Origin of the sequence: Pectobacterium jejuense (genome assembly GCF_026800125.1) — a bacterium.
Classification (GTDB): Bacteria; Pseudomonadota; Gammaproteobacteria; order Enterobacterales; family Enterobacteriaceae; genus Pectobacterium; species Pectobacterium jejuense.
In genome coordinates this window covers 494751-515503 of record NZ_JAPQKX010000001.1, presented here as the reverse complement: position 1 = coordinate 515503, position 20753 = coordinate 494751, and the positions used below count along the sequence as shown (strand labels likewise).

The window sequence follows — 20753 nt, the reverse complement described above, 5'->3', positions numbered from 1 at the left end:
TGGTGCGATGATGTATATCGGATTACCGCAATGGCAGCATCCCGCCTGGAGTCGGCTAGGATTAAACGATCTTGCCGACTACAGCCGCTATTTTACCTGTGTTGAAGGTAACACGACCTTTTATGCGTTGCCTTCACGCGAGGTTGTCGAGCGCTGGCGTGATATGACGCATGATGACTTCCGCTTTTGCTTCAAGTTTCCCTCAACGATCAGTCATAAAACAGCCTTGCAGAATTGTGATAGCGATGTTGGGCTTTTTTATCAATGCCTTGAGCCGATTGCCCACCGTATCGGACAGCTCTGGCTACAGCTTCCCGCCGCCTTCGGCCCCACACAGTTGCCCGTTTTATGGCGTTTTCTTGATGCCTTGCCAAAGGGGTTTAGCTACGGCGTGGAAGTCCGTCACCCGCTGTTTTTTGCCAAAGGCGACGAGGAGCGATCGCTGAATCAGGGGCTACAGCAACGCGGTATCAACCGCGTGATTCTCGACAGCCGCCCGGTTCACAACGCCGCGCCAGACAGTGCAGCGATGCGTGAAGCCCAGCGGAAGAAACCTCGCGTGCCGGTACATGCCGTGCTGACCGCTACGCAGCCACTGATTCGCTTTATCGGCAGTGAAAAGCAGGAAGAAAATCTTCGCTGGTTCGAGTCATGGCGTAACAAGTTGCCGCAATGGCGTGAGGCAAATCCCTTCTTCTTTATCCATACACCGGATATCGGCGATGCCCCACCGCTGGCGCAGCAGCTTTGGCCATTACTCGCCGAGATCGATCCGACCCTGCCGCCTCAGCCGGATTGGCCACAGCAGGCGACACTCTTTTGAACCACTCAATATTCCTATGAGTTAGTTCGTTTGGTTATAAGCAATTTCGCAACGTCATCCATTTCCGCTAAAAAAATCGGCCTTTCCAGGCGACAGTTGCGTTAGGTAAAGCTATTATTCTGCAAGCCGTTTTCGGTTAGGTCACGGAGTAAAAAATGGTAAGTGCGCTCTATATCGTGCTTGGCGCAATCTTGTTGATAAAGCTGTCGATTGATGTTGTGAAACTCAGAATGCAGTATCGCGTGGCGTATGGCGACGGCGGGTTTTATGAATTGCAAACGGCGATCCGGGTACATGGCAATGCGGTGGAATACATTCCGATTGCGGCGATTCTGCTGGTGCTGATGGAAATGAACGGCGCCCTTATCATCATGATCCACTTCTGCGGCATTTTATTGATTACGGGACGTTTAGTTCACTACTACGGCCTTCGGCATCGCGAATTCCGCTGGCGGCGTTCAGGTATGGCGGCAACCTATGCCTCGCTCATCCTGATGATTGCAGCAAACCTCTACTACCTCCCTTGGGATCTGGTTTTCACGCTGTACTGATGGCGTGAGGCAAAAACTATCCCCGCCTCTCTCGGACGCACAGACATTATGCGTCCGGGAATCAAAAACCGCGTCCCCATGTGGAAGGCGAAGATCATATACCCTAAATAATTCGAGTTTCAGGCAGGCGGCAAGCGAGTGAGTCCCGATGAGCTTACTCAAGTAAGTGATTCGGGTGAGTAAGCGCAGCCAACGCACATGCAACTTGAAGTATGACGGGTATGGCGTATTCTGCTAGAATACGCGCTTCTTTATTACTCTCAGTGCACTTTCTGCCATGCCAAACCGCGATATGCTTTTCTCTGTGCCAATTGCCAATTTAGGCGACTGGACATTCGACGAACGCGTTGCCGACGTATTCCCCGATATGATCCAACGTTCCGTGCCCGGCTATTCCAACATCATCTCGATGATTGGCATGCTGGCAGAACGCTTCGTCCGCCCGGATAGCCACGTTTACGATCTAGGATGCTCGTTGGGCGCCGCCACGCTGTCTATGCGACGTAATATCTCTGTGCCGGGTTGCAAAATTATCGCGGTAGACAATTCTCCGGCAATGGTGAAACGCTGCCGCAGCCACATTGACGCTTTCCGTTCCGATACGCCCGTCGAGATTATAGAAGCCGATATTCTGAATATTGATATCGAAAATGCGTCCATGGTGGTTCTGAACTTTACCCTTCAGTTTCTGGAACCTTCCCAGCGTCAGGTGCTCATCAAGCGTATTTATCAGGGCTTGAATCCCGGCGGCGTGCTCGTGCTCTCAGAGAAATTCAATTTTGCGGACAAAGACGTCGGTGAATTGCTGTTCAACATGCATCTCGATTTCAAACGGGCAAATGGCTACAGCGAGTTAGAAATTAGTCAGAAGCGCAGTATGCTGGAAAACGTCATGCTGACCGACTCGGTAGAAACCCATAAGGCCCGACTGGCAGATGCCGGTTTTGAGCACAGCGAAATTTGGTTTCAGTGTTTTAATTTTGGTTCGTTATTAGCCGTGAAAGCAGAGGAAAAGGCGTGATCGATTTCGGCAATTTTTATCAGCAAATCGCAAAAGGTCCGCTCAGCCACTGGCTTAACACGCTGCCTTCACAGCTCAGTAGCTGGCAGCAGGAATCCTTGCACGGTAAGTTCAAACTCTGGTTTAACTCGCTGGAACATCTTCCGTCCCTGACGCCAACCTCTCTGGATTTGAACGACAGCGTCACAGCACGCATGGTGCCCGATATTTCCGAGGGCCAGCGTGAAGGCATTGAAAAACTGCTGCGTAACCTGATGCCCTGGCGTAAAGGCCCTTTTTCGCTTTACGGCGTGGATATCAACACGGAATGGCGTTCCGACTGGAAATGGCAGCGCGTTCTGCCCCATATCAGCCCGCTGAAGAATCGCCTGATTCTGGATGTAGGCTGCGGCAGCGGCTATCACCTGTGGCGGATGGTTGGTGAAGGCGCCACGATGGCAGTCGGCATCGATCCCATGCAGCTGTTCTTATGCCAGTTTGAAGCCGTGCGTAAGTTGCTCGGCGACGATCAGCGTGCGCACGTTTTACCGCTCGGCATTGAGCAACTCCCCGAACTTGCCGCGTTTGACACCGTGTTTTCGATGGGCGTGCTCTACCATCGCCGTTCCCCGCTCGATCACCTGTGGCAATTGAAGAATCAGCTGGTGGCAGGTGGCGAACTGGTGCTGGAAACGCTGGTGATTGAAGGCGATGAAAATCAGGTGCTGGTACCGGGAGAACGCTATGCCCAAATGCGCAATGTGTATTTCATCCCTTCTGCCGCGGCCTTGACGAAATGGCTTGAGAAATGCGGCTTTGTTGATGTCCGTGTCGTCGATATCTGCACCACGACAACGCAGGAACAACGCCGAACCGACTGGATGATCACGGAATCACTGGCTGAATTCCTCGATCCGGAAGATCCGACGAAAACGGTGGAAGGCTACCCCGCTCCGGTACGGGCCGTTCTGGTTGCCCGTAAACCTGGGGTCTACCAGTCCTAAATTACCGCGCTCGACAAAAAAAGCCCCAGCAACACGCTGGGGCTTGGTACTTGCCATGCACACCTGATGGTATGCGGCGCGGCAAAATTGAAGAATGACGATGTGGTGTGTAGAACAACGTTGTCTATCTACCGCCAAGCCATTAAATGCCTTACGTCATGACACGTACTGCATTTCACGGTCCGGGCTAACTGCCCGCTTCATGGCTTCCACCACATCACCATCCACGCAATAGTGGCTAAACTCATCTAATTCCGTATCAGAACACATCGACACGCCGATTTTGCGATAGCGCATCGGAGAGGGTGTCCACTGACCTGCGGAACTGTGCAGTTCCCGGATACCAGCCTGCTGAAATTTGTGCACGTTAGTCAGCCGCACGCCGGAACCCGCCATAATAATTGGACCGCGACTGGCCTGTGTTAGTTCACGTAATAACCGCAGCCCATTTTCCGCCGTCTGCTGCTGCCCAGAGGTCAATATGCGCGATACGCCAAGCTCAGTGAGCTGCTCCAGTGCAATGTATGGGTTCAGACACATATCGAACGCGCGATGGAAAGTCACCGCCATCCCCTGCGCTGCCGCCATAATTTCACGCATTTTGGGCAAATCAATGTGCCCTTCCTCATTGAGTACACCGACAACAACGCCGGGAAAACCCATCTCACGAATCTGCTCAATGTCGTATTTGATGGCAGCAAATTCCGTCACGCTGTAGCAAAAATCGCCCCCTCGCGGGCGCACAATCGGGTGGACAGGAATCGCGACCTTTTCGCGCGCGCCGCGCAACGTACCATAAGATGGCGTTAACCCGCCTTCTCGCTGTCCTGCACAGAGTTCAATCCTGTCAGCCCCAGACTGCGCTGCTGTTATCGCGCAATCAACGCTATAACAGCATACTTCCAGTTTCGTCATCGCTGCTCCTCCATGTAAACTCCCAGACCACTTTTCTTAATTATCGAAAAATCGGCGAATCATCACGCCGATTAAAGTAATAACTATGGCATTCGCATTCATATCGTGAGGAGACAGGAGTCACAATGAACGCGATACATTGCCGAAATAAACATGACATAAACCACAGTTTTATTAATCTGTTCCGCAGTAAAAGAAAATGGCATGAATAACGTGGCACACCATTTTATCTTTCCGCCAATGTTATCTTTCTGATTACGTTACGTGCGAGCCATACGCTATTTTATAGCGTCGACATTTCGCTTGCGACAACATCGCGTATATCAAATGGATGAAACTTTATTGTCACTTTCCCGTCGGTTACCGCCAGCGTAGGATTAGGAATGCGCTCTTTTTCGCCCTGCGGAGAACTGAATTTAAGCTTGATGCCCGGCGTACGCAGCGCATCATCAGACAAGCAGGCTAGCGCACGCTGATGCAGCGTTTCCGCCTCCCCGGGCAACACCAGTTCCACATGCTCCCATCCTTCATGCGGATAATGCTTTTTCCCCGGCCACGGTAGCTCGATACAGGTAATCAGCCAGGGGCCGACCGCGATGGCATTGTCCAGAATAAACAAGCAGATTGTGCGGCCATTGATTTGGTTTTCAGACAGCAGCTTACCAACCTTAAGCAGCGCCGCTTTCCATGATTCAGCCGTCGTATTCTGATGACAGCGCAACGAAATATGATCCGCATGAAATGCGTCTAAATCCAGCTGTAACACATCGGCCAATTCCTGTAACGCCTGCTCAAAACGCGCTAAATCCGTTATCAAATCATCGGGTAACATATCGAGTAACACTCCTCGCAGCATCTCACATTATCAATCACCATTTGCGTAGTGAGAATATCACACCCGTGACATATTCTAATTAAATTCTATTTTTCCCCGAGTACATTTATTTACACCTTCATTACGTGAAACGCATTAAATGCAAAGAAAAGGTAACCATGCTGTTTGATTAATAAACGGAAATGTTTTTTACCTGGTGTAATCTGCGATACTTCTCGCAATCTATTCTGGGAGGAATCTTAAATAATAACCGCCCCATTGAACGCCGAAAAGAAAACGTATAAATTAAGAAAACAAATAATAACGCAGAGATATCATCATGGTTTTACTCATTATATCCATCGCACTTATCGCTATTGCGGCATATGCTATTTTTCGTCATTTTAAAACCAGAGACTCACATAAAATTGGTGCAAATAGTCGGTCAAAAAAACGTTAAGATCGCGATTTTATTTATTTTTATTCTACCTAAAACTACTTTTCTTTTTTGTCGTGTTCTCCTTATCCATTTTTTTCATATCATCACTCCTTCTTTTACCTCCCGCTTGTCGGGTATTTTTTCGCCTGAATATCCCTTTGCCTCGCCCCGTCTGCTGACGAGGAAAGGCAAATATGGTATAAGCAAGGCTTAATTTTTTATTTAAGGTAAACCGGTGAATATTCAGGCTCTTCTCTCCGAAAAAGTCAGCCAGGCGTTAACCGCCGCGGGCGCGCCAGCAGACAGCGAAGCTCAGATTCGTCAGTCGGCAAAAGCACAGTTTGGTGATTATCAAGCCAATGGCGTCATGGCCGTGGCAAAAAAACTGGGCATGCCGCCGCGACAATTGGCCGAAAAAGTCGTCCAACTTTTGGCGCTGGAGGGCATTGCGGAAAAAACAGAAATCGCAGGCCCGGGATTTATTAATATTTTTCTCGATAAGCAGTGGGTTGCGAGCCAGGTTGAGAACGCCCTGAATGCACCAAAACTGGGTTTAACCCCAGTTGAGCCTCAAACGATCGTGATTGACTACTCCGCCCCTAACGTCGCGAAGGAAATGCACGTCGGTCACCTGCGCTCAACCATTATTGGTGATGCATCAGCCCGTACGCTGGAATTTTTAGGCCACAACGTGATTCGTGCGAACCACGTTGGCGACTGGGGTACGCAGTTCGGCATGCTGATCGCCTACCTTGAAAAAATGCAAAACGAAAGCGCCAGCGAGATGGATCTCTCCGATCTTGAAGCGTTCTATCGTGAAGCGAAGAAACACTACGATGAAGATGCCGATTTCGCCGAACGCGCGCGCGCTTACGTGGTGAAATTGCAGGGCGGCGATGAATATTGCCGTCAGATGTGGCGCAAGCTCGTCGATATCACCATGACGCAAAATCAGATCAACTATGAGCGCCTCAATGTCACGCTGACCAAACAGGATGTGATGGGTGAAAGCCTGTATAACAGCATGCTGCCGGGCATCGTTGCCGATCTGAAAGCAAAAGGTCTGGCAGTTGAGAGCGAAGGCGCAACGGTTGTTTTCCTTGATGAATATAAAAACAAGGAAGGCGAACCGATGGGCGTTATCATCCAGAAAAAGGATGGCGGCTACCTCTACACCACAACGGACATCGCCTGCGCCAAATACCGTTATGAAACCCTGAACGCCGATCGCGTGCTTTACTACATCGACTCCCGCCAACATCAACATTTGATGCAGGCCTGGACCATCGTGCACAAAGCCGGCTATGTCCCTGATTCCGTCAGTCTGGAACACCATATGTTCGGCATGATGCTGGGCAAAGACGGGAAACCATTCAAAACGCGTGCAGGCGGAACGATCAAGCTGTCCGAGCTGTTGGATGAAGCCTACGATCGCGCATTGAAACTCATCGCAGAGAAAAACCCACAGATGGAAAGCGATGAATTAACCGCGCTGGCGAAAGTGGTTTCTATCGGTGCGATCAAATACGCCGACCTGTCGAAGAGCCGTACCACGGACTACGTTTTCGATTGGGATAACATGCTGGCGTTTGAAGGCAATACCGCGCCTTACATGCAATACGCCTACACCCGCGTCGCGTCTATTTTCAAGCGTGCAGGTATCCAGGAGGACAGCTTAACGCAGCCAATTACGCTGAGCGATGAGCGTGAATTTGCGCTTGCCACGCGTCTGCTGCAATTTGAAGAAACCATCACCTCCGTCGCCCGTGAAGGCACGCCGCATGTGATGTGTAGCTACCTGTACGATCTGGCGGGTCTGTTCTCCGGTTTCTACGAGCACTGTCCGATTCTCAATGCCGAAAGCGACGACGTGCGTCAAAGCCGTCTGAGATTGGCTCTGCTAACTGCGAAAACGCTGAAGCAAGGTCTGGATACGCTCGGCATCGAAACCGTCGAGAAGATGTAATTCTCCATCGACTGAAAATCGAACCGTCGATTGACAACAAAAACGCCATTGGTGCTGCCACCAATGGCGTTTTTTTATGACAGACATCCTTGTCCATCACCCTACGGGCCGTTGCTGTGCAACGTTGAAAAACGTTCCCTACGTTTTTTATTCCGTAATGCTTAGCGGTGTCACACGCTACGGCGGGCGAAATCCCGAGGGCGGAATCCCAACAGCGCCAGCGTGGCAAAATAGGAACCCGCCCCCGCAACCACGACCAGCAACAAGCGCAGGATTCGCATTGTCATATTGCCGTCATCCCACTCAGGCATCCACCACAGCATACCCAGTAACACCAGCGACATCACAATAACAGCCGTCAACAGGCGAACCAGAAATCCCCGCCAACCCGGCAGCGGCTGGAAAATGTCCTGCTTACGCAGTTGCCAATACAGCAACCCTGCATTCAGGCAGGAAGCCAAGCCGATAGACAACGCAAGACCCGCATGTTGCAGCGGGCCGATAAAGATCAGGTTCATCACTTGCGTCAGAATCAGCGTGACTATCGCTATTTTGACGGGCGTCTTGATATCCTGCCGAGAATAAAAACCGGGCACGAGTACTTTGACAACAATCAGTCCCATCAGCCCAACCGAGTAAGCAATCAGCGCCCGCTGGGTCATCAGCGCGTCAAAAGCGCTAAATTTGCCGTACTGGAACAGCGACACGGTTAAGGGTTTAGCCAAAATGCCTAATGCCACCGCGCTAGGCAGCGCCAACAGGAAACACAGGCGGAGCCCCCAATCCATCAGGCGGGAGTATTCGTCATGATTACCACTGGCAAAACTCTTCGCCAGCGACGGCAGTAGGATCGTCCCTAAGGCCACGCCGAGAACGCCGGAAGGAAACTCCATCAGGCGATCGGCGTAATACATCCATGACACAGCGCCTTCACTGAGGAAAGAGGCGAAAATAGTGTTGATGATGAGCGAAATCTGGCTCACCGAGACGCCAAGAACCGCAGGCCCCATCAGCTTCATGACGCGCCAGACGCTCGGGTCACGCCACTTCAAACGCGGCAATACCAGCATGCCAATCTTTTTCAGATGCGGTAGCTGATAGCCGAGCTGCAATAAACCGCCAACCAAGACTGCCCAGGCCAGCGCCATCACCGGTGGATTAAAATACGGGGCAGCAAACAACGAGAAGCCAATCATGCTGACGTTAAGCAATGTCGGAGCAAATGCGGGCACCGAGAAACGGTTCCAGGTATTTAGCACCGAACCGACCATAGAAGTCAGCGAGATCAGCAGGATGTAGGGAAACGTGACTCTTAATAGATCCGAAGTGAGCGCAAAGCGCTCTGGCGTCGCGGCAAAACCGGGCGCAGTCACCATGATGACCCACGGTGCGGCGACCATCCCCGCCACGGTGACTAACGCCAGAATCAGCGTCAGCATACCAGAGACATAAGCGAGGAACGTCCGCGTAGCCTCGTCGCCCTGCTGGCTTTTATATTCGGCCAGAATCGGCACAAAGGCCTGTGAAAATGCGCCTTCCGCGAAAATTCGCCGGAGCAGGTTGGGCAGTTTGAACGCCACAAAGAAGGCATCCGTCGCCATACCTGCACCAAAAATACGGGCGACGATAGCATCGCGCACAAAGCCTAAAACGCGCGATAACATGGTCATGGAACTGACGGCAGCCAGTGATTTAAGTAGATTCATCCGATTATGTTCTGAACGGTTCAGGACCGATTATTAACCCGTTGAGGTTATCCTGATTGCGAGGTGCGACTAGTCTACGCATTGCACGTGTAATAGCTACCGCACATTGTCATAACCGTCGAACTTTTCAGCTTTTTCCCAGCAATTTTTCAATCATACGCTGGGACAGCAACGCCTGGTTACCTGATGTTTCCGCTGGTTTCCGTTGTTCAATGGAAGCGATGAAATGCTGCACTGCACCGACAAATCCGCGTTGTTCCAGCGTCGTTTGCCAGGATGGCACGGTCGGGCGGATCGTTATTCCTTCACGATCTTCGCGCCATTCACGCATCTCATCTACCTGATAAAGCCCGCCCTGGGTAACAGCCTGAACCCATTCACGTTGGCTTCCGGCATGACGATGCATGCTGGTCGTCACCTGGCAACCGCCGCTCTGGAAATGGTGCTCGGCATACAGTAGTTGACCGTCCGCATTCGCATGCAGCACGCCATCAATCAGTTGAGCGTCGCCGCCCGCTAGCCAAAGTGCGGTGTCCACTACGTGCAGATAATCGTCCAGCAGAGTAAAACGGACATCCTGCGGCCCAACGCCATTAATACGGTGTTTATCCATGCGCAACGAGGCTGGCTGATCCAGCCGCTGTTTTAGCTGCTGATAACACGGCGCGAAACGACGATTAAAACCGACCATCAGAATTTTTTGTCGTTGCTCTGCAAATTCGACCAGCGCTTCCGCCTGCTCCAGCGTCTCTGCCAGCGGTTTATCTACATAGACATCGACATCGGCATTAAGCAATTGGCTCACAACGGAAAAATGGCTGGCGGTGCTGCTGTGCACGAAAACGGCATCGCACTGTGCTGCCAGTTCATCCAGTGCAGAAAAACTCGTCATCCGATACTGCTGACAAATCCGCTGTGTTTTTTGCTGGTCGGGAGAAAACGCGCCAACCAGCTCCCAGCGTTCAGCCAGACTGAGAATCGGCAAATAGGCTTTCTGCGCGATGGATCCCAGCCCGACGACACCGATACGAGGACGTCGGGTGGAGGCGTTATGTTCTGAAATACGATGTTCTGCAACGTTTTCCGCAGACGTAAATTGAGGCTTCATGACGAGTGTTCTCCCTGATACAGATTTATTACGCTAACAGCGCAGCAAGCTGGCGTTTGAGTTCAGCAACCTCTTTTTCTAACGCCTCAACGCGCTCAGCTAGCGGTGAATGATCGCTTCCGCTGTCCACTTCGGGAGCAGCAACATCACTGGCCTCGCCGCTGAAAAGGTGCTGATAGCGACTTTCCCGCTTCCCTGCTTCACGCGCCAGCCGAACGACAAACGGCCCATCCTCACGCTGTTGCAGCTGTTCAAGGGTAGACTCCGCTTCACCGACATCAGAAAATTCATACAATCGGGCCGCACGCGTACGCAGTTCGCCCGGCGTCTGTGGGCCGCGCAGAAGCAGCGTCGTCACCAGCGCTACTTCCGCAGGCGAGAGCTTCAGGTCACCAAACTCAGAATTGCAAAAACGATGTTCATATTTCACGACACGGTTACCAAACCCGCTGAGCGTGCGCAGGAAATGCTTCTTCACGAGCAAATCCAGCGTTTGTTGGACCTCGCTTTCGCTCAGTTCCATCACGGGTTCGCGATTGGTTTTCTGATTACAGGCTGTGGTGATGCCGTTTAACGACATTGGGTATTGATCCGGCGTAGTGATCTGCTTTTCCAGCATGCAACCAATCACGCGGGCTTCACGAGCATCCAATTGGTATTTCATCATTTTTCCTTAACGCGGAGACTTCCACTCGGCGTTGGTCAGCGCGGTTAATACATGGTCCTGCCATTTGCCATCAATGAGCAGATAATTCTTCGCATAACCTTCACGTTCAAACCCCAAACGTGTCAGTAACCCTCCGCTACGCTGGTTATGCGGCATATAGTTAGCCATGATGCGATGCATATGCTGCTGACGCTGCATATAACGTATTGCCGGCTGCAATGCTTCATACATCAGCCCCTGCCCCTGCCATTTTTGGCCGAGTGAATAACCCAGATAGCAGGCGTGAAACGATCCCCGCAGCACGTTGCTGAAATTAGCCACGCCGTACACCTCGTTTTCATTCGGATCCAACAGGAGGAAGTAATAGGCGCTGCCCTGCTTATGCATATCGTTAATCACGCTCAACCGCGCCTGCCAGCCTGATGGATAGCAATGGCTCGCGTCTCTCACGGGCTCCCACGGCTTAAGAAATTCACGGTTTTCAGAATAGTATTCGGCCAGACGCCATGCATCGCGTTCATGGGCCAGACGCACCACCAGCCTGTCAGTTGTCAATTGCACTCTTGCTGGCGTTGAACGGTAGCCAAACATTTTTCCCCCTGCCTCTCCATGTTATCGATAAGTAAAATTCATCGCCGCTGAAAAAGTGACTATTCCGCATAAGCAGAAAATATCGGTATTTCCGATAATCCTTACTATAACCACATAAATTCATAGACGTAAAATCCCCGTCGCCGAGTTATTGCGCAGTTGAGTCAGGGAAGGCATTTTTTCTCGCCGAAATGCTACTAAGATAACGTTAAATCGATAAAAAAATATTATCCAACAATAGGCTATACCAAAGTCGAATTAGAGTACAAAATAGTCACGTCTGTTATTTTCCTCCTTTCTTCTTTGTGGTGAAACATGCCTCTGATGTCGCAAGCTCGGAGCTTGGGTAAATATTTTTTATTACTCGATAATATGCTGGTGGTTCTGGGATTCTTCGTTGTCTTTCCCCTTATTTCCATTCGCTTTGTCGACGATCTCGGCTGGGCCGCATTATTAGTCGGTATCGCATTGGGATTGCGCCAGTTTATTCAGCAAGGGCTCGGTATTTTCGGCGGGGCCATTGCTGACCGTTTTGGTGCCAAACCGATGATTATTACCGGGATGCTGCTACGTGCTTCCGGTTTTGTATTCATGGCGATTGCCGATGAACCCTGGCTGCTCTGGTTGTCTTGTGCGCTATCCGGCCTTGGCGGCACGCTATTCGATCCGCCACGTACCGCGCTGGTCATCAAGCTGGTTCGTCCGCAGGAACGCGGTCGGTTCTACTCCCTGTTAATGATGCAAGATAGCGCCGGTGCCGTTATCGGTGCCCTCATCGGCAGTTGGCTGCTCCAGTACGATTTCGAGATCGTCTGCTGGGCGGGCGCGGTCATTTTTGTGCTTGCCGCTGCGCTCAATGCCTGGCTGCTGCCAGCCTACCGAATCTCAACGGTCAAGACGCCAATCCGGGAAGGCCTGATGCGCGTGATTCGCGACCGCCGTTTCCTGATGTATGTCTTAACGCTGACGGGCTACTACATGCTGGCCGTTCAGGTTTTGCTGATGCTGCCCATTATGGTCAACGAGCTCGCCGGGACGCCGTCTGCGGTGAAATGGATGTACGCCATTGAAGCAGTGCTGTCGCTGACGCTGCTGTACCCTATCGCCCGCTGGAGCGAGAAACGCTTCCGGCTGGAACAGCGCCTGATGGCGGGGCTTTTCATCATGTCCGTCAGCATGTTCCCAATCGGGATGACGACGGAGCTGCAAACTCTGCTGCTGCTGATCAGCCTGTTTTATATTGGCTCCATTATCGCCGAACCTGCGCGTGAAACCTTGAGTGCCTCGCTGGCAGATGCCAGAGCCAGAGGCAGCTATATGGGGTTCAGCCGCCTTGGATTGGCACTTGGTGGCGCGATTGGTTACAGCGGCGGTGGCTGGTTATTCGATACCGGACACGCACTGAATCAACCGGAACTGCCGTGGTTCATGCTCGGCACCATCGGGTTCCTGACGTTAGCCGCACTGTATTGGCAGTTCAACCAACGCCGCATTGAGCCCGCGATGCTGGGTGGTCATTAGTCTGAATTTTACCGACGAGTTTGATCTCGTCGGTAAAGCCCTCCTATACTTTCCTAATACATTCAAACAATTGTTTCGTCGCGAGCCTTCTCGCACACTCGACTTATCTTGTTTGATGATGGGTTACACGCGTGGTCGCCCTGCGGCCTTTGTCTATACCCTAAATAATTCGAGTTTCAGGAAGGCGGCAAGCGAAGGAATCCCGATGAGCTTACTCAAGTAAGTGATGCGGGTGACTGAACGCAGCCAACACACTTGCAACTTGAAGTATGACGGGTATACAACCTGTGATTTAGGAGACGATGTATGAAGCTCTACATTTACGATCACTGTCCCTACTGCGTTAAAGCGCGCATGATCTTTGGCCTGAAAAATCTCCCTGTCGAACTGCAAATACTGGCGAACGATGACGCTGCAACGCCAGAGAGACTGATTGGCCAGAAAATGGTGCCCATTCTGCAAAAAGACGATGGTAGCTATATGCCAGAAAGCATGGACATCGTTCATTACATCGATAATTACGACCGCAAACCGCTGCTGACTGGCTCAACCAATCCGGCCATCGCCGCCTGGCTGCGTAAAGTCACCGAGTATACGCCACGTCTGATTATCCCTCGTTTTGCTCAGGCAGCCTTTGAAGAGTTTGCCTCCGCTTCCGCCCGGCAATATTTTATTAATAAGAAGGAAGCTCAGCTAGGCAATTTTGCTGACCACCTGAGCCACTCTCAGGGGCTGATTAAGAAATTGAACAATGATTTACAGGATCTGGATCCGCTGATTGTTCAACCGAATGCCTGTAACGGCACCTTATCAACGGACGACATCAACCTCTTCCCGCTGCTCCGCTCGTTGTCCATCGTTGCGGGTGTTACGCCGCCTTCCCGTGTTGCGGACTATCGGGATAACATGGCGAAACAGACTCAGGTCACGCTACTCAGCAGTCTGGCAATTTAACCGTTTAGTTTTACTCCGCCGCTTCGTCCTGAAGCGGCATTATCCGCCATTTCAGTGCTATCCTATTGTTTATCCTGCGCATCAGGCGCACGCTGCCCGTGCAGAATCGTGTTGATTATTCACATAAAGCGCTCGTTCATGTGAATAGACCACCGTAGGAATGAATTGTGCGCGTCAATAGCATCAAGAGGTCAGAATAATGAAAAAATCAGGATGGATGGCAGCGGCCGCAGTGCTGCTGGCTTTTACACTCAGTGGCTGTAATAAACTCACGCAATACACGCTCAGCGAGCAAGAAGTGAATGAGTACCTGCAAAAACACAATGATTATCAGAAACAGCTGGGCGTGCCTGGCGTGGTGGATGCCCACATCGTGTTGACCGAACTGTCCAGCCAGATTGGTCGGGCAGAACCGGGGAAAGTGACTCTGACGGGCAACGCGAAGGTCGATATTTCGTCTCTATTGGGCAATCAGGCTGCCGACATGAAGCTGACACTGAAAGCACAGCCAGTCTTTGATAAAACGCAGGGCGCGATTTATCTGAAAGATATGGAACTGGTTGATTACACCGTACAGCCAGAAAAAATGCAGGCGGTAATGAAAACGCTAAGCCCGTATCTTAATCAATCACTAAAAAGCTATTTTGACCAAAAACCAGCTTACGTGTTGGATGCGGATAAGAGCACAACGGAATCGATGGCGAAGAAGATGGCAAAAGGCATCGAAATCAAACCTGGCCAGATCGTTATCCTGTTTACCGACTAACACTGACTCGCCGATAGCACACGTCATGTTTGCTATCGGCGTAATAGCTTTCATACTGCGAGGTTTCATACCGCGGTATTATTCTTCCGCTTCCGACTCGTCTTCTTCGTCGCTTTCACCCAGTTCATCTCGCATCGCTTCCAGCGCTTCACGGCACACTATCGCCAACGTACGATAAAATGCGGTGGTGGCGTGACTTTCTACTTTCCCGAGAAAACGATCGCTCCACGGTAAAAGATACTCATCGAACAGGGTAATCTGTGCCGCTGTTTCGTCTTCTTGTGCCTGATCTTCCAGCCATGACGCGGCAAGCAGCAAGCTACCAAAATGACCAACCGTACCACCATCATTTAACGGCATGCCACGCTGTTGCAAAAAGGTACGAATTTCCGCGTCATCAGCATCGCTTTCATAGAACGAACGCAGCGGTGACACCGAGCCATTTTCGCTATCGAACAACGCCTGATAATCCGCCGCCATTGCGGGCAAATCCAGCCCCTTTTGCAAACGCTCCAACAATGCATCCTGCTCCAGTGGCCAGTGCTGCGCCAGTTTCCCGTCTTTAATCAGCGTGAATAACGGTGTCAGCAAAGGATCCTGCGGCTGGCGATAAAACAGAGTGCCCAATAGGCGGCACACAATAGAAAACTCGTTCATTCATAACCCTATTTATTGTTAAGTGATATTGGCTTTTAAGTGACATTACCTTTAAGTGACATTGTCACAAATCGGCAAGCTCAGCGATAGCCGGCATTCCACGCTGTTCGAGGAAATCCAACACGCGCCGAGGGCTTACGTTTAATATCCGATCCTGTGGGAAATTCACTTCCTGCAAAATACGTTCGCAGTGGGTAAAGTCTCCCAGAGAAAACGCAATATGGGAATCGGAACCTAAAGAAAGTAATCCCCCCGCATCACGAACAGCTTCCGCAATCGCCCGACAGTTTGGCTCACTGCCTTGGCGTGAATGCATGAAAGAGGAGTTATTTAGCTCCAGCGCCACGTTGTATTTCGCAGCGGCTTCCGCAATCGCGCGGATATCGACAGGAAATTTCGGGTTGCCGGGGTGGCTAATGATATGCGCGTCGCCACGTGCCATGGTCGCGATCATCGCCGTAGTATGCGTGTCTTTATCCTGTGGTGGAAAAACCGGCTCATGAAAGCCCGCAATAATCACATCCACCTGACCCAACATCGGTCCGGTGCAGTCGATATCGCCCTCGATGTTTTTAATATTCGCTTCGATACCGCGCAGGATGCCGACGCCATCAACCAGACGCGGCCAAACGCGCATGTTCATGAAGTGCCAGTAATGGGGCGCATCCGCCATATCCGGGCCATGATCGGTGATGGCAAACAGCCGGATATTCTTCTGCTGTGCTTCGACGATGTAATCATGCAGGGTACTGTAAGCGTGCGTACTGGCAACGGTGTGCATATGTAAATCGACGGGATACATAGGTTCTCCTGGGTCAACGTTTGCAAATCAGCATACCATTTCTAGGGCTATTCCGCAGCCAGCGAACGAAATTACAACGCATGATTAACACAACTGAAACATCGTCTTTTTGCGTAGCGACGGGGAAATGGATGAAGGCGAGCGCAAAAGCGGTGAGCAAAGCAACAAATTGCGTTAACTTTAGCTAATTGCGCGCATTGAGTGCAGAAGTTTGTTGACGCTGTTCGGCAATTTCCCTACATTAGCGCCGTCCGCTGCTATGCGATACAGCGAGACCACGGTGAGGTGTCCGAGAGGCTGAAGGAGCACGCCTGGAAAGTGTGTATACGTGAAAACGTATCAAGGGTTCGAATCCCTTCCTCACCGCCATATAAAAGAAAACGCCCTTGACGCAAGTCAGGGGCGTTTTCTTTTATATCGTTGGAACGAATGAGAAGCAGAACTCACGAGTCAATCCCCCTACCTACTCACACCAAGCACCCTTGACGTAAATCAAGGGGTGTCCTTTTATCGTGATGGAAAGGACGAGAAACCTTGACGAAGAGTGACAAAACGGCAGGATATAGCCACTCTGATAAAAGGATAACATCATGCGTCATATTTCGTTTTATAGCCTCTGCGCAGGGATAATATATAGCTTATTTTTTGCCAGTTCAGTAAGTGCTGCAAGCTTCGACTGTAAGAAAGCAGAAGGAAAACTGGATCGTACAATATGCAAGAACCCTGAGCTTTCCTCTCTGGATGAAGAAATGAGCGCATTGTATTTTAGTATAAAAAACGATCCTATCATTCCTCCTGAAGACCTCAAGATAAGGCAGAGAGCATTCCTTTCAAAAAGAAATAATTGCATGCGCGAAAGGCATTTAGCGACATGCCTGGACAATCGTTATCAAGAGATTATTAATGAATATCACCAAATACCAAAAAGCATAGATATAGACACCTTCCAGTTTAGTATGAATATCAAGAAAACTTACATACGGTTTGATATTGCGCATCCTGAATGGCCATACCTGGCTGAAGTTTATATGAAAGCAACGGGGTGTTCAGACGGAGCATGGTGTGAGTCAAATGGATATCTGGCCGTTAAAGACACCACGACAGAGTTAATCACACAGGTCATTTATTTACCTCGCGCCTATTTCTTTACCGAGTACAGTGATAACAAAGTAAGAATTTCCTACAATAAGCAAACAAATGGTTTATTATCCATATTTGACAACACCCAAGGAAACGAGGTGAACATTACTATCCCGTGCTCATCGCCCAGAGACAACACCAAAGAGAATAACTTTAAATATACTAACAACAAGCTTTACTTTCTGATTGATAAAAGTAGCTGCGCAAGAGCAATGGATTGATTAGGCAGGAAAATAAAATGACAAAAAATAAATTGATACTATTATCTTTACTGGCATTTTCAAGCGCACCACAGGCCATTGTTTGCCCTGCGGCGCAAAGTGATGTAGAAAAGAAAATATGTTCTTCTGAACCTCTCATGCAACTGGATGCTGCATTAAACAAATGGTTTTATCAGGTAGAAAAATCACAGATCAATCCTGAAAGACTTCATGAGGATGAAAAGAATTGGTTACAGCAACGCGATCAGTGTACTGATGAATCGTGTCTCATTGCTTCATACAAGTTTCGCCTCTCACAGCTGAGAGAAATTGAGCGCTACAGCGATACCAGAACTGTCGCCAGTACTCTGGATCAGGTCAGAATGACTCAGGTCATGCCATATGTATCTGAGGAAAATCCCGTTTCATACAGTGGTTCTGAATACGCTCTCCAAGCGGAAGATTGGGTCTATAAACCGTTCTATACAAATAAAGAGCGTATAAAATTACGAGATATGCTGAAAGAAACCATCCCACATTCAACGAATGACACTCGAATAGAAAAAATTGTAGGAAGCATTATCGAAAACAAAACAACTTACCTCTATATTCTTCATTACAATGGTATTCATTACTATGACAAAGCATTGCGAAAGAATAAATATTATAACACATCGCAATTAATTCAAATATCCGAGCAAGGCGATCTCAGGATCGTTGACAATAGCAGTGATGAAAACATCCCCAAAGATCAAAACATGAATTATCGGTTAAATAGTTTTGAAATCGATGACGCAGGGAATATTTACTTCATTAATAATGACAATGCACATCCGACATTAAAAAAATGGTCAACCCTTCAGCAGAAACTCGAAACGCTTTCCGATGATGAGTTTTCTCAGTATAAAAACAAACACCCAGATAACGGAATATGGTCATGGACCGGTAAGTGTGGCGATGTCGAATGTAAAAGCCGAGTTGGGTCAGACAATTCAGCACATTATGCATTGCATTACCCTAACATTGCCAGAAAAAAACCATCTGATAATTATACCGGCTATGATGCTTCTTTCGCAGATAGTCTATTTTATGTTAACGATAATGGCGAAGTTAACACGATATTAAAAGAGAATGATGATAACAGGGATACCTGGTATTTGTTTTGGGAACCAACATGCGCTCACAAAAATGCATGTTACTTTATCAACCATCATGGCATGGCTGGCATTTGGCAAGTTAATCAACAAGCCAAAACGTTAACACACACTACACCATTAAGCAGAATAGATGAGATAAAAGCTATTCACCACGACAACAAAGACTATATATTCATGTTATTTAGCTCATTAAATGACATATATGTCACAACAGCAGCTAATACCAATAAAAGTGAATAAAGATATTTTGTTATCCTGTAAAACCACCTTACATCAAGGTGGTTTTTTAGCATCATGAGACAGCGGCAGAGTTCACGCTGATACCTGAACCCTGCCGTTTGTTGTTTCTGTTATCTTGTCCCCAGCGCCAGATAGTTGCCCGCAGATTCATCGACGCGGAATTGTTCAACGGTACGTGACAGCTCCTGTGCCTGTTCATTCAGCGATCTCGCCGCGGCCAGCGCTTCTTCAACCAATGCCGCATTCTGTTCGGTACTCTGATCCATCTGCGATATCGCGAGATTGACCTGTTCAATACCAGAACGCTGCTCTGCACTCGCCACGCTAATCTCACCCATCATGGACGTGACGCGGTGTACGCTTTCAACCACTTCACTCATGGTATCACCAGCCTGCTTCACGAAATCCGTGCCCTCGCCCACTTTGGCAACGGAATCATCAATCAAGCCTTTAATTTCCCGAGCGGCGGATGCCGAGCGCTGCGCCAGCGTGCGGACTTCACTCGCAACGACGGCGAAGCCGCGGCCTTGCTCACCGGCCCGTGCCGCTTCTACCGCCGCATTCAGCGCCAGAATATTCGTCTGGAAAGCAATGCTGTCAATAACACCGATGATATCCACAATCTTACGCGATGATGTGCTGATGGAGTCCATCGTCACCACGACCCGGCTGACAACATCCCCACCGCGCACCGCTACATCCGATGCCGACACCGCAAGTTCATTCGCATAACGCGCGTTATCTGCATTCTGCTTCACCGTCGCGGTCAATTGCTCCATTGCTGCGGCCGTTTGTTCCAGAGCGCTGGCCTGCGATTCGGTACGAGATGACAAATCGCCGTTACCCGATGCAATCTGCGTTGAAGCAGTGGCAATCGAGTTGGTACTGCTGCGAACCTGATTAACCAGATGCGACAGGTTGTCGCGCATCGCACGGATAGCGTAAAGAATGCTGGTTTGATCGCCCGGCTTCGTTTCAACATCGACGCGCAAATTGCCTTCCGCAATTTCACGCACAACCTCCACCGCATATTGCGGCTCACCGCCAAGCTGGCGCATCAGCGTACGCAGCATATTCCATGCAAACGCGGAAATGATTAACAGCAGAACCAGCCCTAAAGACAGCAGGATCAGCGCATTGCGCCAGAACGTTTGTTGGATATCGTCAATATAGTCACCGTAGCCAATCGTCCAATCCCAAGGCTCAAATTTAATGACGGCGTAAAGCTTCTCAACTTTATTCTGCTGTCCTGGACGCGTCCCTTCCGCGATCACCGTGCCAATCGTATTGCCTTGAAGCGACGCACGGTAGCGCTCTCCCGCTTCTTTACCGCCATTGGCGTCGATAATGCCAATGCGTTTAGGGTTAGGGTGAACGTAGTTCACATCATTCGTATAGCCGCGTACGAAGAAATAGCGATCGTCCTGATGGAAACTGCTAATTGCCCGTTTGGCCTCTTTCTCTGCATCCTCACGTGACAGCTGACCGCTTTTCTCAAGGTCATATGCCTTTTGTGCTGCCGCGTGGGCCAGTTGAACCAGCGTAGAAAGCTGGCCAGTGCGTTCGCTCATCATCGTGTTATAGAGCGTATTCAGCGCCACCGCAGATAAAATTAACATCCCTAACAAGGTCGTACCGCATAGCAGTGCAATTCTGGTTCGTAATTTCACGATATTCTTCTCTCTAACCACTTTTCAGAAAATTCCGAGCAAAAAACTACACTACATTGCCG

General features: G+C 49.9%; 19 protein-coding genes and 1 tRNA gene. 11 read left to right on the top strand and 9 right to left on the bottom strand.

Annotation, left to right across the window (positions count from 1 at the left end; translation table 11 throughout):
- Positions 1 to 10 precede the first annotated feature (10 nt).
- The 4 genes from NXT09_RS02300 (at position 11) to cmoB (ending at position 3378) form a co-directional block, all read left to right on the top strand.
- The gene (locus NXT09_RS02300; protein ID WP_268578893.1) at positions 11 to 823 is read left to right on the top strand and encodes a DUF72 domain-containing protein; all 813 of its coding nucleotides are present in this window, start codon (positions 11 to 13) and stop codon (positions 821 to 823) included.
- Between the two features lie 155 nt (positions 824 to 978).
- A complete protein-coding gene (locus tag NXT09_RS02295) occupies positions 979 to 1374 on the top strand; it encodes an MAPEG family protein (RefSeq protein WP_014915147.1) in 396 nt (131 codons plus the stop codon).
- A gap of 277 nt (positions 1375 to 1651) precedes the next feature.
- Positions 1652 to 2395, top strand: coding sequence for a carboxy-S-adenosyl-L-methionine synthase CmoA (gene cmoA / locus NXT09_RS02290; RefSeq protein ID WP_039273264.1), 744 nt, complete (start codon positions 1652 to 1654; stop codon positions 2393 to 2395).
- Positions 2392 to 3378 carry a tRNA 5-methoxyuridine(34)/uridine 5-oxyacetic acid(34) synthase CmoB gene (gene cmoB, locus NXT09_RS02285; protein ID WP_205550734.1) on the top strand — a complete coding sequence of 329 codons (987 nt, stop codon included), beginning with the start codon at positions 2392 to 2394 and terminating at the stop codon, positions 3376 to 3378. The genes cmoA and cmoB overlap by 4 nt, the downstream gene beginning before the upstream one ends.
- Before the next feature lie 156 nt (positions 3379 to 3534).
- Here the strand turns inward: cmoB and cutC are convergent, their stop codons facing one another.
- Together cutC and NXT09_RS02275 are read right to left on the bottom strand one after the other, a co-directional pair.
- On the bottom strand, positions 3535 to 4293 hold the full coding sequence (gene cutC, locus NXT09_RS02280; protein ID WP_268578683.1) for a copper homeostasis protein CutC: 759 nt from the start codon (positions 4291 to 4293) through the stop codon (positions 3535 to 3537).
- A gap of 283 nt (positions 4294 to 4576) precedes the next feature.
- The gene (locus NXT09_RS02275) at positions 4577 to 5125 is read right to left on the bottom strand and encodes a VOC family protein (RefSeq protein ID WP_268578682.1); all 549 of its coding nucleotides are present in this window, start codon (positions 5123 to 5125) and stop codon (positions 4577 to 4579) included.
- Between the two features lie 656 nt (positions 5126 to 5781).
- Between NXT09_RS02275 and argS the strand changes: the two genes are divergently transcribed.
- Positions 5782 to 7512, top strand: coding sequence for an arginine--tRNA ligase (gene argS / locus NXT09_RS02270; RefSeq protein ID WP_268578681.1), 1731 nt, complete (start codon positions 5782 to 5784; stop codon positions 7510 to 7512).
- Between the two features lie 170 nt (positions 7513 to 7682).
- On the opposite strand, the gene murJ is transcribed toward argS, so the two are convergent.
- The 4 genes from murJ to rimJ form a co-directional block, all read right to left on the bottom strand.
- On the bottom strand, positions 7683 to 9218 hold the full coding sequence (gene murJ, locus NXT09_RS02265) for a murein biosynthesis integral membrane protein MurJ (RefSeq protein ID WP_268578680.1): 1536 nt from the start codon (positions 9216 to 9218) through the stop codon (positions 7683 to 7685).
- Between the two features lie 127 nt (positions 9219 to 9345).
- Positions 9346 to 10326: a Gfo/Idh/MocA family protein gene (locus tag NXT09_RS02260; protein ID WP_268578679.1), complete on the bottom strand. Its 981-nt coding sequence runs from the start codon at positions 10324 to 10326 to the stop codon at positions 9346 to 9348.
- 28 nt (positions 10327 to 10354) lie between these two features.
- Entirely contained in the window at positions 10355 to 10990 is a 636-nt protein-coding gene (locus tag NXT09_RS02255; protein WP_268578892.1) for a YceH family protein, read from the bottom strand.
- 9 nt (positions 10991 to 10999) lie between these two features.
- Positions 11000 to 11584, bottom strand: coding sequence for a ribosomal protein S5-alanine N-acetyltransferase (rimJ, locus tag NXT09_RS02250; protein WP_014915138.1), 585 nt, complete (start codon positions 11582 to 11584; stop codon positions 11000 to 11002).
- A gap of 315 nt (positions 11585 to 11899) precedes the next feature.
- On the opposite strand from rimJ, the gene mdtH reads away from it, so the two are divergent.
- The 3 genes from mdtH to NXT09_RS02235 all read left to right on the top strand — a co-directional run bounded on the left by mdtH (position 11900) and on the right by NXT09_RS02235 (position 14825).
- Entirely contained in the window at positions 11900 to 13105 is a 1206-nt protein-coding gene (gene mdtH / locus NXT09_RS02245; RefSeq protein WP_205550745.1) for a multidrug efflux MFS transporter MdtH, read from the top strand.
- 306 nt (positions 13106 to 13411) lie between these two features.
- On the top strand, positions 13412 to 14059 hold the full coding sequence (gene grxB / locus NXT09_RS02240) for a glutaredoxin 2 (protein WP_205550747.1): 648 nt from the start codon (positions 13412 to 13414) through the stop codon (positions 14057 to 14059).
- Between the two features lie 199 nt (positions 14060 to 14258).
- Positions 14259 to 14825, top strand: a complete 567-nt coding sequence (locus tag NXT09_RS02235; protein WP_240585174.1) for a lipoprotein — start codon at positions 14259 to 14261, stop codon at positions 14823 to 14825.
- Between the two features lie 78 nt (positions 14826 to 14903).
- On the opposite strand, the gene NXT09_RS02230 is transcribed toward NXT09_RS02235, so the two are convergent.
- Both NXT09_RS02230 and NXT09_RS02225 read right to left on the bottom strand, forming a co-directional pair.
- Positions 14904 to 15482 (bottom strand): TorD/DmsD family molecular chaperone, encoded by a 579-nt coding sequence (locus tag NXT09_RS02230; RefSeq protein WP_268578678.1) that lies wholly within the window; start codon positions 15480 to 15482, stop codon positions 14904 to 14906.
- 64 nt (positions 15483 to 15546) lie between these two features.
- A complete protein-coding gene (locus NXT09_RS02225; protein WP_039480392.1) occupies positions 15547 to 16284 on the bottom strand; it encodes a phosphatase in 738 nt (245 codons plus the stop codon).
- A gap of 279 nt (positions 16285 to 16563) precedes the next feature.
- Here NXT09_RS02225 and NXT09_RS02220 point away from each other — a divergent pair.
- The 3 genes from NXT09_RS02220 (at position 16564) to NXT09_RS02210 (ending at position 19021) form a co-directional block, all read left to right on the top strand.
- Positions 16564 to 16653: transfer RNA gene (locus NXT09_RS02220), tRNA-Ser, on the top strand.
- Positions 16654 to 16874: 221 nt separating this feature from the next.
- A complete protein-coding gene (locus NXT09_RS02215) occupies positions 16875 to 17645 on the top strand; it encodes a lysozyme inhibitor LprI family protein (RefSeq protein ID WP_268578675.1) in 771 nt (256 codons plus the stop codon).
- A gap of 17 nt (positions 17646 to 17662) precedes the next feature.
- Positions 17663 to 19021 (top strand): lysozyme inhibitor LprI family protein, encoded by a 1359-nt coding sequence (locus tag NXT09_RS02210; RefSeq protein WP_240585171.1) that lies wholly within the window; start codon positions 17663 to 17665, stop codon positions 19019 to 19021.
- A gap of 110 nt (positions 19022 to 19131) precedes the next feature.
- On the opposite strand, the gene NXT09_RS02205 is transcribed toward NXT09_RS02210, so the two are convergent.
- Positions 19132 to 20691, bottom strand: coding sequence for a methyl-accepting chemotaxis protein (locus tag NXT09_RS02205; protein ID WP_268578674.1), 1560 nt, complete (start codon positions 20689 to 20691; stop codon positions 19132 to 19134).
- Between the last annotated feature and the right edge of the window lie 62 nt (positions 20692 to 20753).